The sequence below is a fragment of the Fretibacter rubidus genome, assembly GCF_041429785.1.
GTDB classification, from domain to species: Bacteria; Pseudomonadota; Alphaproteobacteria; order Caulobacterales; family Maricaulaceae; genus Fretibacter; species Fretibacter rubidus.
The window spans coordinates 3,001,030-3,017,010 of sequence record NZ_CP163423.1; the positions used below are offsets into that span (position 1 = coordinate 3,001,030).

The 15,981-nt window shown below is 51.8% G+C and carries 18 protein-coding genes; 10 read left to right on the top strand and 8 right to left on the bottom strand.

What is annotated here, in order from left to right:
- Positions 1 to 94 precede the first annotated feature (94 nt).
- Positions 95 to 388, bottom strand: coding sequence for a BolA family protein (locus AB6B37_RS13910; protein ID WP_371396433.1), 294 nt, complete (start codon positions 386 to 388; stop codon positions 95 to 97).
- Between the two features lie 55 nt (positions 389 to 443).
- Between AB6B37_RS13910 and AB6B37_RS13915 the strand changes: the two genes are divergently transcribed.
- From AB6B37_RS13915 to AB6B37_RS13930, 4 genes are all read left to right on the top strand, one after another.
- Positions 444 to 1,061 (top strand): J domain-containing protein, encoded by a 618-nt coding sequence (locus AB6B37_RS13915; protein ID WP_371396435.1) that lies wholly within the window; start codon positions 444 to 446, stop codon positions 1,059 to 1,061.
- A 40-nt stretch (positions 1,062 to 1,101) separates the two neighbouring features.
- Positions 1,102 to 2,097: a cobaltochelatase subunit CobS gene (cobS, locus tag AB6B37_RS13920; protein ID WP_371396437.1), complete on the top strand. Its 996-nt coding sequence runs from the start codon at positions 1,102 to 1,104 to the stop codon at positions 2,095 to 2,097.
- Positions 2,098 to 2,175: 78 nt separating this feature from the next.
- Positions 2,176 to 3,984 carry a cobaltochelatase subunit CobT gene (cobT, locus tag AB6B37_RS13925; protein ID WP_371396438.1) on the top strand — a complete coding sequence of 603 codons (1,809 nt, stop codon included), beginning with the start codon at positions 2,176 to 2,178 and terminating at the stop codon, positions 3,982 to 3,984.
- 65 nt (positions 3,985 to 4,049) lie between these two features.
- Positions 4,050 to 4,553 carry a hypothetical protein gene (locus tag AB6B37_RS13930; protein ID WP_371396439.1) on the top strand — a complete coding sequence of 168 codons (504 nt, stop codon included), beginning with the start codon at positions 4,050 to 4,052 and terminating at the stop codon, positions 4,551 to 4,553.
- 262 nt (positions 4,554 to 4,815) lie between these two features.
- Here AB6B37_RS13930 and AB6B37_RS13935 read toward each other — a convergent pair whose 3' ends face one another.
- Positions 4,816 to 5,451, bottom strand: a complete 636-nt coding sequence (locus tag AB6B37_RS13935; RefSeq protein WP_371396440.1) for a thiamine phosphate synthase — start codon at positions 5,449 to 5,451, stop codon at positions 4,816 to 4,818.
- Here AB6B37_RS13935 and AB6B37_RS13940 point away from each other — a divergent pair.
- The gene (locus AB6B37_RS13940; RefSeq protein ID WP_371396441.1) at positions 5,450 to 6,154 is read left to right on the top strand and encodes a YggS family pyridoxal phosphate-dependent enzyme; all 705 of its coding nucleotides are present in this window, start codon (positions 5,450 to 5,452) and stop codon (positions 6,152 to 6,154) included. The genes AB6B37_RS13935 and AB6B37_RS13940 overlap by 2 nt on opposite strands.
- On the opposite strand, the gene AB6B37_RS13945 is transcribed toward AB6B37_RS13940, so the two are convergent.
- Positions 6,151 to 6,657 carry a L,D-transpeptidase gene (locus tag AB6B37_RS13945; protein ID WP_371396442.1) on the bottom strand — a complete coding sequence of 169 codons (507 nt, stop codon included), beginning with the start codon at positions 6,655 to 6,657 and terminating at the stop codon, positions 6,151 to 6,153. The genes AB6B37_RS13940 and AB6B37_RS13945 overlap by 4 nt on opposite strands.
- Positions 6,658 to 6,779: 122 nt before the next feature.
- On the opposite strand from AB6B37_RS13945, the gene AB6B37_RS13950 reads away from it, so the two are divergent.
- Together AB6B37_RS13950 and AB6B37_RS13955 are read left to right on the top strand one after the other, a co-directional pair.
- A complete protein-coding gene (locus tag AB6B37_RS13950) occupies positions 6,780 to 7,487 on the top strand; it encodes a response regulator transcription factor (protein ID WP_371396443.1) in 708 nt (235 codons plus the stop codon).
- Between the two features lie 2 nt (positions 7,488 to 7,489).
- Positions 7,490 to 8,128 (top strand): lysoplasmalogenase family protein, encoded by a 639-nt coding sequence (locus AB6B37_RS13955; RefSeq protein WP_371396444.1) that lies wholly within the window; start codon positions 7,490 to 7,492, stop codon positions 8,126 to 8,128.
- Here AB6B37_RS13955 and AB6B37_RS13960 read toward each other — a convergent pair.
- The 4 genes from AB6B37_RS13960 to AB6B37_RS13975 form a co-directional block, all read right to left on the bottom strand.
- A complete protein-coding gene (locus AB6B37_RS13960) occupies positions 8,123 to 8,959 on the bottom strand; it encodes an exodeoxyribonuclease III (protein ID WP_371396445.1) in 837 nt (278 codons plus the stop codon). The genes AB6B37_RS13955 and AB6B37_RS13960 overlap by 6 nt on opposite strands.
- A gap of 49 nt (positions 8,960 to 9,008) precedes the next feature.
- The gene (locus AB6B37_RS13965) at positions 9,009 to 9,683 is read right to left on the bottom strand and encodes an outer membrane lipoprotein carrier protein LolA (RefSeq protein ID WP_371396446.1); all 675 of its coding nucleotides are present in this window, start codon (positions 9,681 to 9,683) and stop codon (positions 9,009 to 9,011) included.
- Between the two features lie 103 nt (positions 9,684 to 9,786).
- Positions 9,787 to 10,617 carry a hypothetical protein gene (locus AB6B37_RS13970; protein WP_371396447.1) on the bottom strand — a complete coding sequence of 277 codons (831 nt, stop codon included), beginning with the start codon at positions 10,615 to 10,617 and terminating at the stop codon, positions 9,787 to 9,789.
- Between the two features lie 115 nt (positions 10,618 to 10,732).
- The gene (locus tag AB6B37_RS13975; RefSeq protein ID WP_371396448.1) at positions 10,733 to 11,743 is read right to left on the bottom strand and encodes an adenosine kinase; all 1,011 of its coding nucleotides are present in this window, start codon (positions 11,741 to 11,743) and stop codon (positions 10,733 to 10,735) included.
- Between the two features lie 116 nt (positions 11,744 to 11,859).
- Between AB6B37_RS13975 and AB6B37_RS13980 the strand changes: the two genes are divergently transcribed.
- The 3 genes from AB6B37_RS13980 (at position 11,860) to AB6B37_RS13990 (ending at position 15,292) form a co-directional block, all read left to right on the top strand.
- Complete coding sequence (locus AB6B37_RS13980; protein WP_371396449.1) at positions 11,860 to 12,765, top strand: RimK family alpha-L-glutamate ligase; 906 nt, start codon at positions 11,860 to 11,862, stop codon at positions 12,763 to 12,765.
- A 69-nt stretch (positions 12,766 to 12,834) separates the two neighbouring features.
- Positions 12,835 to 14,571 (top strand): amidohydrolase, encoded by a 1,737-nt coding sequence (locus AB6B37_RS13985; RefSeq protein WP_371396450.1) that lies wholly within the window; start codon positions 12,835 to 12,837, stop codon positions 14,569 to 14,571.
- 16 nt (positions 14,572 to 14,587) lie between these two features.
- The gene (locus AB6B37_RS13990; RefSeq protein ID WP_371396452.1) at positions 14,588 to 15,292 is read left to right on the top strand and encodes a GIY-YIG nuclease family protein; all 705 of its coding nucleotides are present in this window, start codon (positions 14,588 to 14,590) and stop codon (positions 15,290 to 15,292) included.
- Here AB6B37_RS13990 and nth read toward each other — a convergent pair.
- On the bottom strand, positions 15,289 to 15,981 hold the full coding sequence (nth, locus tag AB6B37_RS13995) for an endonuclease III (RefSeq protein ID WP_371398464.1): 693 nt from the start codon (positions 15,979 to 15,981) through the stop codon (positions 15,289 to 15,291). The genes AB6B37_RS13990 and nth overlap by 4 nt on opposite strands.

A 15,981-nucleotide genomic window follows, 5' to 3' on the forward strand; every position in this document is an offset into this window, starting at 1 on the left:
TTTCCCCAAAGGTATAAACCGTCATATCAACCGCAGGTAACATTGACAAGAACACAGCCACTAATAACAAGGCTACGCTTTGGGTTAGTGTCCCCTACCCCACGCTCGCGTCCAAGCTAAAGGCGTGTATCTGTTTTATCTCTGCCTCTAGGACCTCTAGCACAGCGCGGTGCTTGGCCAGACGGCTCATGCCGTCAAAGGCCTCTGACACGATGACCACATGAAAATGGCTTTCTGCGCTACCCCGCCCCATTTCTTGCATCTGGGCGGCATGTTCATGGGCGCCGCGGTGGTGTGCGTGCTTGGCGCTTTCGTCTATGACGTCTAACTGCGACGGATTGAACGCTTTTGTCAGTTTTTCCTTGATTGATGTGCCGATAGTGCCCATTTTAGCCAGTCCTTATTCAAACCCGATTTCACTTTACAGAGTATATATAGTCATTATGGCCAGCCGTCCCAAAATTAAACGCTCCCCGCTCGATTTACGCATTAATCCGCCCAAGGATGAATTGCCGCCAGAGGAGAAACAATGTGATTGGGCGGGCTGCACACGGCTCGGTGGTTGCAAAGCCCCCAAAAGCCCAGACCGCTTGCGCGAATATCACAATTTCTGCCAAGCCCATGCGCGCGAATATAATAAAAATTGGAACTTCTTTTCTGGTATGTCAGATGAAGATATATCCGAATGGCAAGTCGGCGCCCGTCACGGTCACCGCCCCACGTGGGACGTGAAGAAAAACACAGGCGAACGCGCAAAAGCCAATAAGAAACGCAAAACAGGCAACACCGCCGCAACCGCCGAAGGCTATAATATCTTTGGCGACGGCGGCGACGAAGGCATGGCCGTACAGCCGCGCCGCCGTCTGTCGAAATTGCAAATGCAGGCGCTGACCGATATGGGGCTGGACGAAACTGCGACCAAAGACGATGTGCGCAAGCGCTACACACAGCTGGTGAAGCAACTTCACCCTGACGCCAATAAAGGTGACCGCAGTACCGAAGAAAGCTTCGCCCGCGTTGTAAAAGCCAATAAAGTTCTAAAAACGACGGGGCTTGGCTAGTCGTTTTCGCTGCTGATACTCTCTTTCATTTCCTCTTTTAATGGACGCATCTATGTCTGATCCCTTTCCCATTTTGGCCCCCGATACAACGGTTAGCGCACGCGAGATTTTTAAGGTCGACTTCGATATGGATGTTCCCGCCTTTTCCAAGCGGTCGGAATATGTGCCAGAAATTGATGACGCCTATATTTTTGATGACCTGACCACCCAAGCCATCTGTGCAGGCTTTGCCTATAATCGCCGCGTCATGGTCCAAGGCTATCACGGCACGGGTAAATCCACCCATATTGAGCAAGTGGCGGCGCGGCTAAACTGGCCGCTTGTTCGCATTAACTTGGACAGTCATGTCTCCCGAATTGATCTGATTGGTAAAGACGCCATTGTCCTGAAAGACGGCAAGCAAATCACAGAGTTCCGCGAAGGGCTGCTGCCTTGGGCGCTGCAAAATCCTGTGGCGCTGACCTTTGATGAATATGATGCGGGTCGCCCGGATGTGATGTTCGTTATCCAGCGCGTGTTAGAAGCGCAGGGTCGTCTGACATTGCTTGACCAAAACAAAGTGATAACGCCCAATAATGCGTTTCGCCTCTTTGCGACGACCAACACCGTTGGCCTTGGCGATACGACAGGGCTTTATCACGGCACGCAACAAATTAACCAAGGTCAAATGGACCGCTGGTCTATTGTCACACAGCTTAATTATCTGTCCCATGATGAGGAAGAAGCCATCGTGCTCGCTAAATCACCCAGCTATGATAATGAGCAGGGCAAAGCGACGCTGGCCTCTATGGTGCGGGTCGCCGATATGACGCGGAACGCTTTCATGGCCGGTGATATTTCCACCGTCATGTCCCCCCGCACAGTGATGAATTGGGCCGAGAACGCCCGGATTTTTGGCGGTGATATCGCGCAAGCCTTTCGCCTAACCTTCCTCAATAAATGCGACGAACTAGAGCGCCCCGTCATCGCCGAGTTTTATCAGCGCGCCTTTGGCGTTGAATTGCCAGAGAGTTCGGCGAGCGTGATGGTAGCGTAGTGGCCGCAATCGATTCTGTGAGTCGATTGCAACGGAGCGCCTTCATCGCCAGCGATGAAAGACGGTAAAGGTAATTAATTGACCACACAAACCCCCATCGACACCTTTAAACGATCGCTCGCCTCTGCGACGAAAGCAATTTCGGGTGAGCCGGACTTGGAGGTGTCCTTTGGCGGTGATGTTGCGGGTATTGTGCGCGAACAAGTCATGCTACCCAGCCTGCCGCCGCATCCCAAGCCAGAGGTTATTGCCAAAGCGCGCGGCGAGGCAGATCAACTCGCACTGCGCCTTGCGCTGCATGATAAAGATACCCACAGCGCCAATCAGCCAAGCGCTGGGCCAGCGCGTGCGATATTTGAAGCGCTTGAAAATGCGCGGGTGGATACGCTCGGTGGGCTACATTTGGAAGGCGTTCGCGATAATCTGGATGCGGCCCTTAATGCGCGCGCGCTACGCCGTAATTTCGATAAAACCGACCTCCCCAAAGATGACAGCACAATGGCCGAAGCCATGGGCCTTTTCGCGCGCGAAGCCATGACGGGCCGCCCCCTGCCCGAAAGCTGCGACGGGATTATGTCGGTGTGGCGTGACACTTTAGTCGAGGTAGGCGGGGATAAGTTTAAAAAGCTGTTAGAGACCATTGGCGACCAAGACGCCTTTGGCCGCCAAGTCAAAGATCTTTTGCGTGATTTTGAATTGGGTGACGACATGTCAGACCCCAGCGAGGAAGAGGACCAAGACGGCGAGTCCTCTGAGAACGAGCAAGAGCAGCAAGACCAACAGGACGAGCAGCAATCGGATGACCAACCTGGCCAAACGGAAGTGTCAGAGGCCGACGCCCAAGAAGACGACAGTGCAGAGCCACAAGACATGGTCGATGCCGACGAAATTGACGGCGAATCTGACGCCGATGATCAGCAACCCAATAATAATCCCAACCAAGCCCCCATACCCAACGCGCCGCCTGCTTATCAAATTTACACAACCACCCATGACGAGGTCATCAAAGCCGAAGAATTGTGTGAAATAGAAGAGCTTGACCGCCTGCGCGGTTATCTGGATGGCCATATGGCGGGGCTATCCGCTGTCATTGCGCGACTGGCCAACCGCTTACAACGGCGGCTACTCGCGCAGCAACAGCGCAGTTGGACCTTTGATTTGGAAGAAGGCCAGCTTGATACGGCGCGGCTAACGCGGGTTGTTATTGACCCCATGTCGGCCCTGACCTTCAAGGAAGAAAAAGAAACGGATTTCCGTGACACAGTCGTAACAATACTGATTGATAATTCAGGCTCTATGCGTGGACGGCCGATCATGGTCGCCGCGGTCTGCGCCGATATTATGGCGCGCACATTGGAACGCTGCGGCGTTAAAGCCGAGATTTTAGGCTTTACGACCAAGGCGTGGAAAGGTGGACGGTCGTTCCAAGATTGGCTGGCGGCGGGAAAACCGCAAAAGCCTGGGCGGCTCAATGACCTACGCCATATCGTTTATAAAGCTGCCGATATGCCGTGGCGACGGGCAAAACGGAACCTAGGCCTGATGATGCGTGAAGGCCTATTAAAAGAGAATATCGACGGCGAAGCGCTGGAATGGGCGTATCGCCGGCTGATGGCGCGGCCCGAACAACGCCGTATCATGATGGTCATTTCCGACGGCGCCCCTGTTGATGATGCCACCCAAAGCCAAAACCGCACGGGCCTGCTCGAAGGGCACCTCCGCATGGTCATCGATAAAATCGAGAACCGTTCCGACGTCGAGCTTGTCGCCATAGGCATCGGCCACGACGTCACCCGCTGGTATAAACGCGCCGTCACCATCATGGACGTCGAACAACTTGGCGGAGCCATGACAGAGAAGCTCGCGGAATTGTTTGATAGTAAGTAGAATAGGCCGTGCAAATTTTATAAATTATATGTTGTATATAATTTATAAAGTGTTATATAATTTTTATGAAGTATAATTCTAAACACATGCATGAAGTGGCCGAAGAAGTTTGGGCTATAAGCCAAAAAGATGCCAGCATTTCCACCCTTTTTGATTGGCTTGTTAATTCAGACCTACTCATGAAGACTACTACAGTTGCATTCGCCGCGACACATGCAAATTTAGAATATTATGAGGCTGTGGACGCCTTCAAATCGCTTGAAGCGTGTGAGGTTGGCAATTTCATAGTTGGACGCAAAGGGAAAGAAAGTAGATTTGACTGGTATTATGATCCAGTAAGTGTCGCTCTTGTTGGTAGTTCTGATATGATGGAACTCGACCCGGATTATCTTGAGCCTGTTCATGCGAATGCAATAATAGATGATGGCATGATAGAAAGTATCAACGAAATTGAGCACACGTTTCGTTTGCGCGAAAATTACATGCTATTGGTAAATCTTCCCGAAGATTTCGATAAATCCGATTTAGTTCGCCTCAAACGCTGGCTCGACACATTACCATTTGACTAAATTTGTGAGCGGCGCCTTCCATAAGCGCCGCCCGTCTTACAAAGGACATCACAAATATGGCACGAGCGGCACTGGATTCCAACCCCAGAATGCCGCTCGTGCTTTTTTGTGTTTCTCGCCCTAACACTATTCACCCGTCATCCTCGGGCTTGACCCGAGGATCCATCTATAATTTTTGCTCGTTTTTGCGGGATAGACCCTCGGGTCAAGCCCGAGGGTGACGTTAGAGGGAGTGCGAAGTGCGCCGTGTTTTCTTTCCCCCCTAAAACATAAACCGTCCCGCGACGCCTGATATGCCTGTCCCCGTTAGTGCCTCTATCGTTCGTTCATTGACGCCGCCCAGCGCGTATATTGGGGCGGGCAGGACGGCTGTGATGGAGAGCAGGCGATCAATGCCGATGGGTTTGCCCGCGCTTTTGCTTTCGCTGTGAAAAATACTGCTGACCATGAGGCCGTCAAGGACGGATACATCGCCGCCGTAATCGACATAATCATCCTTAATACCCGCCATGGTGATAAGCCAATCAGGGCAGCGGGCCCGCCAAAGTGTGGGGGCGTCCACGTCCCCATCGCGGCGAAAATGGACGCCGTCCGCACCGCAGGCAATGGCAAGTGCCGGGTCATCCCCAATAAGCAGTTGTTGGTCGCGCGCAAAGGTGATTTGACGCAGCGCATGGGCTACATCCACTTTGTCATCTGCGCCGAAATGGCGGTAGATAATCGCCGCGCCGCGTGGGGTATTTCGTGCTAGATCTAGCACATCGTCATGCACATCAGGGTCGCTCATAATGACCAGCGGGCTAAGCCGTGTTGGACGGTGGCGTTCCGTATGAATTTGCGCGGCAATCCGTAAAAGCGCGCTTTCACTTTGCCCCCAATCTTGGTAATCACGGCCCATGACAGATCCCAATCAAATCAAATGCGACCCGCCCATCACTGAGCGCCGCGCGCAGACCCTAGCCAGTATCAAGGCCGCCGCCAAGCGTGCAAATCGTAACGCCGATGCGGTGAGCTTGGTTGCTGTCTCTAAAGTCCAGCCCGACGCGCGTATCAAGGCGATGTTGGATGCGGGTCAAACCATCTTTGGCGAGAACCGCGTGCAAGAGGCCCAAGGGCGCTGGGGCGAGAGATTTGCGCAGCGGCGTGAAGGTTTAACGCTACATTTAATCGGGCCGCTGCAAACCAATAAGGCAGAGGACGCCGTGACCTTGTTTGACGTGATTGAAACCGTTGACCGAGAGAAGCTCGTCAAAGCGCTGATAAAGGCTTGTGATAAAGCAGGGCGTCCTATGCCGCGCCTTTATGTGCAGGTCAATACAGGCGAAGAGCCGCAAAAGGCAGGTATAATGCCAGCAGAGCTAGCTGACTTTATAAATTTAATACGAAATACGTATAATTTGAATATCGAAGGTTTAATGTGTATTCCGCCCGTGGATGAGGCCGCCGCCCCGCATTTTTGGTTCTTACGGAAGCTCGCAAGGGACAATGGTATAGAAAAACTATCCATGGGTATGAGCGGTGATTTTGAGACAGCCGTAGAGCTTGGCGCAACATCTGTGCGGGTTGGCAGCGCCCTATTTGGGGAACGGGATTACGGCTAAGCGACGATACGCACCCCTTGCCCCCCATATAGCTTTGGCAAAAGCGCCGCCATATCATCAGGCGTCAGCGCGATGCAGCCGAGCGTTTGACGGTCATCGGGCTGGGCGATGTGGATGAAGACCGCACTGCCAAGGTCAGCCACGGGCGGGCTATCGTTATGGGACATCACAATGACGATATCGTAAGCGCCGTCGTCCCGCCATAAGGCCTCTGTCGAGGCCGCATAAGGCAAGCGTACAAAACGGTTATAGGCAGCATCATTGGGAGCATCGCACCAGCCGTCATCAGGCTTTGTCTCGCGAAAGGTCAATTTTGAGTGCGGCTTGGGCAAACGGTCAGCGCGGTAAAGCCCAAAACGCAGATGATAGTGACCAAGCGGGGTTTTGCCGTCACCCTCGCGGCCCCTCGCCCCGTCAATAGAACCGCTGCGTCCAATACGAACAGCTAAGTCGAGCGAACCGCAGTATAGCCGTTTTTCACGGGCTTTTATTGTAATATCCATATACTCTTGTAACCTGATTTGAGCGGTGTCACACATTTTTGTGATGCACAGAGAGCAAACTGCGATTAGTGTTATAATAAGAGCCGCGTTAAAGCAGCCTTTGATTTCAAGAGGAGGCCCGCATGGCCGTAAAGAAAAGACTGCTGTTGGTCGATGATGACGATACGCTACGCGAAGAGTTGGTCGCACAATTTGCGCTTTATGAAGAGTTTGAGACGACCGATGTCGCCACCGCTACTGCGGGCATAGAGGCCGCCAAGGCCACACCTTTTGATCTTATCATTCTTGATGTTGATTTGCCTGATATGCTCGGCACGGAAGCCTGTCAATTGATGCGCGCGGCGGACGTCGCCGCCCCGATTGTGATGCTGACAGGCAATGATGGGGATATGAACGAGATTTTAGGCCTTAATTCTGGCGCCAATGATTACGTCACAAAGCCGTTTCGTTTTGCGGTGTTGCTCGCGCGACTGCGGGCGCATCTTCGGTCATTCGAGCAGTCAGAAGACGCGATTTTCCAAATTGGGCCTTATGAATTTGCACCAGCCTTTAAAAAACTCACACCGCCCAAGGACGAGGCTGGCAAGCAGCCGCGCGATATTCGCCTGACGGAAAAAGAAACCAATATTTTGAAATATCTGTACCGTGCGGGCGGCAAACCCGTAGGCCGTGATGAATTGCTGCATGAGGTTTGGGGCTATAATAGCGGTGTGACAACGCATACGCTGGAGACCCATGTCTACCGCCTTCGCCAAAAAATTGAGCCGCAAAAGGGTACAGCGACACTGCTGCTAACCGAGCCTGGGGGTTACCGCCTAGCCTTGGGTTAAAGATGACATACGTACTCGCTTTATACGGAGCCTTGGTTGCGGCCCTGACATTTGTTGAGTGGCGACAGACCACGCGCGCCCAATATATCTTAAAACCACTATGTGCTTTAACCTTTGTTCTGATCGCCATCCTATCGGGTGCCCTCAGCAGCAATTACGGGGTACTCATTCTTGTCGCCCTGATATTTTGCGCCTTGGGCGATGTGGCATTACTGCTGCGCGACAAACCTAAATTATTCCTGCTCGGTATGGGCGGCTTTGCCCTTGGACATGCCCTCTATGTGGCGGCCTTTGCAGGACAAGAGTTGCGTATGTCGGGGCTATTATCGGGATTAGGTCTTGGCGGAACCTTTGCGGCTCTGTTTATCCTATTCTTATGGAAAGATGTGCCGCGCGATATGCGCCTTGCGGTTATCGGCTATACTATCATCATTGCGCTGATGCTTGGCACAGCGGCAGGCTTTGCATTTGCAAAAGATATTTGGATTATTTACCTAGCGGCGATCATGTTTGCAGCATCAGACTTTGTGGTGGCCCGTGACAGATTTAAAACGCGCGCGGCGTGGCATCCGTTTGTGATTACGCCGCTTTATTTTGGCGCGCAGGCCTTATTCGCATTATCGGTCGCGAGCGTTCTATAACTTTAACACTTGGGTGATGGGTGCGTGGTCAGACGGCTTTTCCCAGACACGACAATCCAGATGCACTTTGAACCCGTCACGTCCCGCCGCAACCGCCGCGTCGTGTAGCGCAGGACTGACCCAAATATGATCCAGACGCCGTCCGCGGTTGGACGCAAAGACATCTTTGGCACGGTAGCTCCACCAACTATATATCTTCTCATCATCTGTACGGTGCAGTCGCGCCGTATCAGTGAAATCATGGGTGTCTTGCAACGTTTTTAACAACTCGACTTCGAGCGGGGTATGGGACACAACTTTCAACAGTTGTTTGTGATTCCAAACATCATTTTCATGTGGGGCAATATTAAAATCCCCAACTAAGACTTGCTGGTCGTCACCTTTGGCAAAGCGCTCTGTGAAGTAGCCTTTCATATTATCGATAAAATCAAGCTTATGGCCAAATTTATCATTCACTGTTCGGTCAGCCTCGTCACCGCCCGCCGGTATATAGAAATTATGAAATTCAAAATCCATGCCGCCTTTCGACATGTCCCCCGCAACAACACGGGTAGATACATGACGCGCGTGATCCAGCGGGCAAAAGGATGTGGGCAGCCGTTCCATCGGTAATTTTGATACCGTTGCCGCACCGTGATAGCCCTTCATACCCGCGACTTCGATATAATTATAACCCGCCTCCCGGAACGGTTCATAGGGAAATTTATCAGTCTCGCATTTAATTTCCTGCAAGCCTAAAACGTCGGGTTTTTCCTCATCCAGAAAACGGATGACTTGGTCAATGCGAAGACGAACGGAATTAATATTCCACGAAGCGAGTTTGATATCCATAAGCAGGGCTTAGCCGCGTTCCGTAGGATTTAAAACCCCCAAGCCAGCTTTATCGGCGTCGATCACGGCGGCTATCATCGCGCAGGATAAACAGGCGCGGGTTCAGCCGTTGATTATAAACCAGATCCGATAACAACAGCCGCGTATTGCCACCAAAGCCATCCGTGATGACCCATTCTTTAAGCGCCAGCGTGCTCGCATCAAAAATCATCGTGATTGTGCCGTCCATTTCGCCAGAACCGTCACGCGCCGCAACACGCCATTCCGTCGGCGTTTTTTGCAGAGCGACGACTTCGGTATCCTGCGCTAAATTAACATTTTCACGCAGAAAGAAATTAAGCGGCGTCGCCGATAGCGGCACGCGGTCGGTTGTCTCTAACGCCCGATCTTGTTGTGTTAAGGTCACCCCATCAGAAACGATTAAAAGCGGGCTGGGGCTATCATATTCAAAACGCAGTTTACCAGGACGCGACAAATATATTGTGCCTTGGGCAAAGCTACCATCTGCGCCGTATTGCGCAAAACGCCCTTGGAAGGACAACGTGTTATTTAACGCCGCATCAACCCTTGCCAAATCATTTGGGACAGTTTGGGGATTCGTAAACGCAGCCATAGGCGCATTATTTTGGGCCATGTTCGGTTGGGCCGTGCCGCCGACTTGGGCCGCCGCGAAACCGCCCGACAGCGCCAAAGCGCTTGCGCAAATAATAAAAAGCTTTTTCATAACGGCACCTCTATTGGCCTTAACATAGATGTGTTCATAACAAATGCCAGTTTAATCCCGCCTGAACAAAAGCGTAATCTTCATTACAAATTGGAGAGAGTGATTAAGAGCCGCTGTGATGGCGTTCGCGAAAATTATGGCTTGAAAAGCTTAGAACAGGCCGCGTTTTACCCCGTTCCCAATGCACATTGCGTTGTGATAATTCCGCCGTTTCAGTTTTGACCGTTGTGCGATAACGCATCAATCCAAAAAATCGCGTGCCTGATGTATCCGTCTCGCCTGTTAGTGTCTTCCTTGGTTTGCGGGTGATTATCGACACATTATCAGGGTCAGATAAATCAAATTCGACGAGGGTCGCGTCCCCGTCTTGTTTTACGGTCGCCGTGGGATTGCCAGTTTCATCTTCAGTGGTGCTAACAGTGCCGGGTTTGACAAAGCTCCATTGCATTTTAGCCTTGGCGTAAAATTCAGAAGGGGCAATCCCCGCTTTGCCGTCCAAATTTAAAACGCGGTGAAGATGTGCGTCATTTTTGGCGATTTCACCAAGGTCTATTACACCATTGGCATTTTTATCATAAGCAGCAAATAGCGCATAATTAATGGCTGGAAATTCATCCGTGCTGGCCGTGACAATCGGGCCGTCGACTGGGGTTGGCCGCAACGCCTGCCCTGTAAAATACCCGCCAATCAACAGAAGCGACGCTATCGCGCCTATCGGTGCCCATTTTCGCCTCCCAATCCGGCCCAAAGCCCGCAGCCCGTCCTTGAAGGCGTCTTGATCTGCGCGGCGTATATATCCGTCAATAAAGCGCCGCACGGCCCCCGAAGGCGTATCACCTTGGGTTTCGCAGGCCTGATTAAAGGCTTGCTTCTTGCTATGGCTAAGCCGAATTTCCAGCCGTTCTGATTTTTTCTCAAACTTACTGTCAGTCATGACAACATCCTTTCGGGTATTATACCACCTGAAGGAAAGACCAGTTAAGCGCGATAATCAAGTCAGGGCCTGTACGGACAGGCGTTTTTCGTGTCCGTGCAGTGCTTGTGTAACCCTATCCCCGTGGGCGCATCTCGCCCGATAGCGCCAAATCGTGCACAGAAACCGCAGGCCTTGGCCCGTAATGGGAAATCACTTCGCCCGCGCAGAGCGAACCAAGATAACCCGCATCGGCCCAATCCATGCCCATAATATAACCCGCGAGGACACCCGCCGCATATTGATCGCCAGCGCCTGTTGTGTCGACAAGCTTATCCGCCCAAATGGCAGGCACAAAATAACGGCGCTTTTCATCTTGGATAACAGAGCCCTTAGCCGAGCGTGTTACGCAAGCAATTTTACCAATCTTCGCGAGTTCATCCAGCGCCGTATCGACGCTGTCGACTTGATAAAGCGATAGGATTTCGGCTTCATTGGCAAATAATATATCGACGTGATGTTCGACCAAATGACGGAAACTGTCACGGTGACGTTCCACGCAAAACGCATCTGATAGCGTTAGCGCAACAACATTGCCCGCAGCTTGTGCAATTTCAGACGCTTTCACATAGGCGGCTTTCGCGGGGCTTTCATCAAAAAGATAACCCTCGAGGTAAAGCACTTTGGCAGCCTCGACCTGGGCTTTGACCACGTCGCGCTTGGCAAAGGCTGTGGACGCCCCAAGATAAGTATTCATAGACCGTTCGCCGTCAGGCGTAACCGCGATTAGGGAGCGGGCTGTCGCGGGGCCATTAACCAAAGGACGCGTGTTAAAATCTACGCCCGCGTCACGCATGTCTTTCGTAAATCTTTGTCCAACATCATCATCACCCACCTTGCCGACATAGGCCGTGCTAAGCCCTAATTTCGCAATGCCGTAAATTGTATTGGCACCAGAGCCGCCCGCAAGCTCCATGACTTGCTTGGAACGGTCTTCGAAGCCTGCGTGAAGTTTTAGCGCGCGGGCCTCATCAATTAATGTCATCGCGCCTTTGGTAATACCGTGATCATCCAAAAAATCATCCGCGACAGGGGCAATGACATCCATAATGGCATTGCCCAACCCTAAAACATCAATCTTGTGCATCGCCAGCCACCCTTAACTTTATCACCGCAGTCATAAATCCTTATTGAAGCGGGCGAGTTACCCTATTACAAAGCGCAGGGCAAGGACACGATACTGTCCAAAATTAGGAACCTGCCATGAAAAAAATAGCTATACTCGCCTCTGATAATATGATGCCTGATGCGTCCAACCAACGCGACGATAGTTTTGAACGTGACGAGCAAATGGGCAAGATTGTGCCAGCCTTTGCAACTTTGGGCATGACCGCTGAGCTTATACGGTGGCGGGAGGCGTCGGCACGCGCAGACGAATTTGACGCCATGTTGCCTCTGCTGGTTTGGGATTACTTTGAAGGTAATGAACAGGCGTTTCTTTCTGAAATGGCCAAAGCCGAACAGAAGACAAAAATCTTTAATCCTTTTTCAAAACTGAAATGGAATGCCAATAAGTCTTATCTCGACGAATTGGAACACGCTGGGGCGCCGGTGATTGAAACCATCACTGTGGACGGCGTCACCCCATCAGGCATAACCAAAGCGTTTGCGGAATTGCGCACGGATACTGTTGTGATAAAGCCCCAAGTCGGCGGCGGCGCGTGGCGGCAAGTGCTTTTAAAACAAGGCGAGCCCATGCCCGCGCGCAGTGAGCTACCACCTCAAGGCGCGATGATACAAGCGTTTTTGCCCAGCGTAAAATCCGAAGGTGAATATAGCTTTTTATACTTCGGCGGACAGTTTTCACACGGCCTAATCAAACGCCCCAAAGACGGCGATTACCGTATTCAGTCGCTTTATGGCGGGACAGAAGAAAGCTACACACCCACCAAGGACGAACGCGCCGCCGCGCGCGCCGTGCTTGACGCGCTAGACTTCACACCGCTTTATGCGCGGGTTGATTTGATACGCGGTCTGGATGGACAGCTAAAACTTATCGAGCTTGAAATGATTGAGCCCTATTTGTACCTCTCCCACGCAGAGGGCGAGGCGGGCGACAATAAAGGCGCGCTAAAGCTGGGAGCGGCTTTGTTAAAAAAGCTAGGATAGTCCAAATAGGCGAGCCGCTTGTGACGGTGCGCCGTTCCCCCTATGATACGCCTGAATTAGGGGGATCATATGCGGTTATTGTCATTCATTCTATCGGTGCTGCTGATAACAGCGTGCCAAGGCGGTCAGCCTAACGTCGACACGCCTGATGTCACAGCGGATATGGTGCTGGTCGGTGGATCTATCGTTACTGTTGACGAGAGCGCTCCCCGTGCAGAGGCGGTGGCGATAAAAGCCGATAAAATTTTTAAGGTCGGAACAGACGCTGATATCCGCGCCCTGATTGGTCCGCAAACCGAAGTCATTGATATTGCAGGACAGACAGCTATTCCTGGCTTTATTGAGGGGCATGGCCATTACACCAGCTTTGGCGACGCGCTGATGGTTTTGGACTTCCGCTACGCTGAGAGCTTTGCGGAGATTGTCGCTATGGTCGAAAAAGCGGCGGTCGAGACACCTAAGGGGGAATGGATTACAGGGCGTGGATGGCACCAAGATAAATGGACCGTCAAAGACAATATCACCATCGAAGGTTTACCCCTGCATGATAGCTTAAGCGCCGTCACGCCAGACCATCCCGTCATGTTAATTCACACGAGCGGTCACGGTGTCTTTGTCAACCAACACGCCATGGATATTGTCGGGCTGAACAATGACACTGTGCCCGCGGAGGGTGGTGAGATTGTGCGAAAGAGCGACGGCCGTGCAGCGGGCATGATGCGCGAAGCCGCCCAAGATATCTTCCGCAAGGCCTATGCCGGCCATCAAGCCAAACGCCCCAAAGCCGTCTCTAAGGCTGAATTAAAACGCAAAGCGATTTTGGCGGGCGAAGAGAGCTTGCGCTACGGTATCACCTCTTTCCAAGACCTCGGCACGCGCTTTGATGAGGTTGATATCCTCAAGGAAATGGCCGATGACGGGACATTGCCCGTGCGGCTTTATATGGCCTTTGAAGAAGAGGCCGCCGATATGGAAGGGCGGCTGGATGAGTACCGCATGATTGGTTATGGGGATAATTTCCTGACCGTCCGCGCCATCGGCGAGAAGGTTTTGGACGGCGCGCTCGGCACGCATGGGGGATGGTTGCTCGAACCTTACACCGATATGCCGCGCTCATCAGGGCTGAACGTTGTGCCTGTATCGGAAATTAAGGCGTCCGCAAAACTGGCCATAGACCATGATTATCAGCTCGCTATTCAAGGCATTGGCGACCGCGCTTACCGTGAGCTATTGGATATTTACGAAGCAGAATTTGCCCGCAATCCCGATAAGACAGATCTGCGCTGGCGCATTGAACATGCCCAAGTTATTCACCCTGACGATATTCCGCGCACGATTGAGCTTGACGTTATTCCAGCCTTTCAGGGCATTTTTGCGTGTTCCGATGGGCCGTGGGTGAAAGACCGTTTGGGCGAAAAACGCACTTATGAACGCGGCTATATCTTCAACACACTTGCTGAAGCTGGGGCCGTTCCAACAAATGGTACCGACCCACCCGTTGACGAAATTGACCCCATTGGCAGCTTTGCGTGTTCCGTCACACGAAAGCTCCCCGATGGATCCTATTTCCAACCGCAAGAAGCCTATTCACGCGAGCGCGCGCTTTATAGCTATACAATGGGCAATGCCTATGCCGCTTTTGAAGAGGACAGTAAAGGCTCTATCACGCCGGGCAAGTTGGCCGATATTGCCGTGCTATCCCAAGACCTTCTGACTGTGCCAGACGACGCCATCATGGACACCAAAATCACCATGACAATCCTCGGCGGTAAAGTCGTTTATAAAAATGGGGACATTGTGCGGTAACGCGGAAGGCTAAACTATGAAAGCGATTGAACGGGTAAAAGCCTTGCATTTAAAAGAGGGAGCGAAACCCCTTTGTGATGACTGTATTGCTGAAAAGCTCACGCTATCAGCGCGGCAGGAGTCCAATATAATATCACGGAAATTGATACAAACTCCTTTCTTTGACCGCGTAAAGGACATTTGTTCTTCGTGCGGCGGAACCAAATATGTCATGTTTGCCACAGTCAGAGACAAAGCTGCAATGAAGGGTCAAACACTGTCGACGCTATCAATGCCTGTAGTGAGTAAAGATGTCGTTGAGGTTTTGAAACCTAGCAAATCGTCCAAAGACCTCGCACATCTTACCGACATCGGCTTTATACCAATTGGATATTGGCAGGACAGTGATGGCCGCCCCACTCTTACGTTGCATGACCTGCAGAACGCATCACCTGCCCTTTACGCTTTTGTCGAAAATGGCGACGTGCTTTATGTCGGTAAAACCGTTCAAGCGTTGAAAAAACGTCTATATTTTTATGAAAGTCCAGGTCCAACGCAAAGCACAAATATCCGCATTAATGCCAACATTGCATCCGCCTTAGAAGAAGGCCGCGAAATAGATATGTATGGCTATAGTGATATTCGCCCGATTAGAATCGGTGTATTTGACTTAAACCTTGCTGCTGCGCTTGAGGATAGCATTATCAAAACGCTTAATCCTATTTGGAATAGTCGCGGTTAATCAACCGCCTTCGTCTTTTTGCTATATTTGCAAATCTCGCTAATGGCGCAGTTAAAGCATTTGGGTGTGCGGGCGACGCAGGTGTAGCGTCCGTGCAGGATAAGCCAGTGGTGAGCGTGAAGTGCGAACTCGTCTGGTGTGACGCGCAGTAGATTATGCTCGACCTGCACCACGTCCTTGCCAGGGGCCATGCCTGTACGGTTCGCGACGCGGAAAATATGGGTGTCCACGGCCATGGTCGGTTGACCGAAGGCTTCGTTCAGCACCACATTGGCCGTCTTTCGTCCAACACCAGGAAGCTTGATAAGATCATCACGATTACCCGGCACAATACCGCCAAAATCATCAACCAGCATCTGGCTAAGCTTTATCACATTGGCCGCTTTATTGCGGTAAAGGCCGATGGTTTTTATGTGGTCGCGAACAACATCTTCGCCCAGCGCTAGCATTTTTTGCGGTGTGTCGGCTTTGGCAAATAGCGCTTTCGTCGCTTTGTTCACGCCGACGTCTGTGCTTTGCGCAGAGAGCGCCACAGCAACTACCAGCGTATAGGGGTTTGAGTAATTCAGCTCTGTGCGCGGGGCGGGATCAAGACTTTGGAGGTGGCGATAAATATCAGAAATTTGGGCGCGGTTTAGGCGTGGGCGCGGCAAGTTTTTCGCCAGAACTTCGGGCTTGGCGCGCACTAT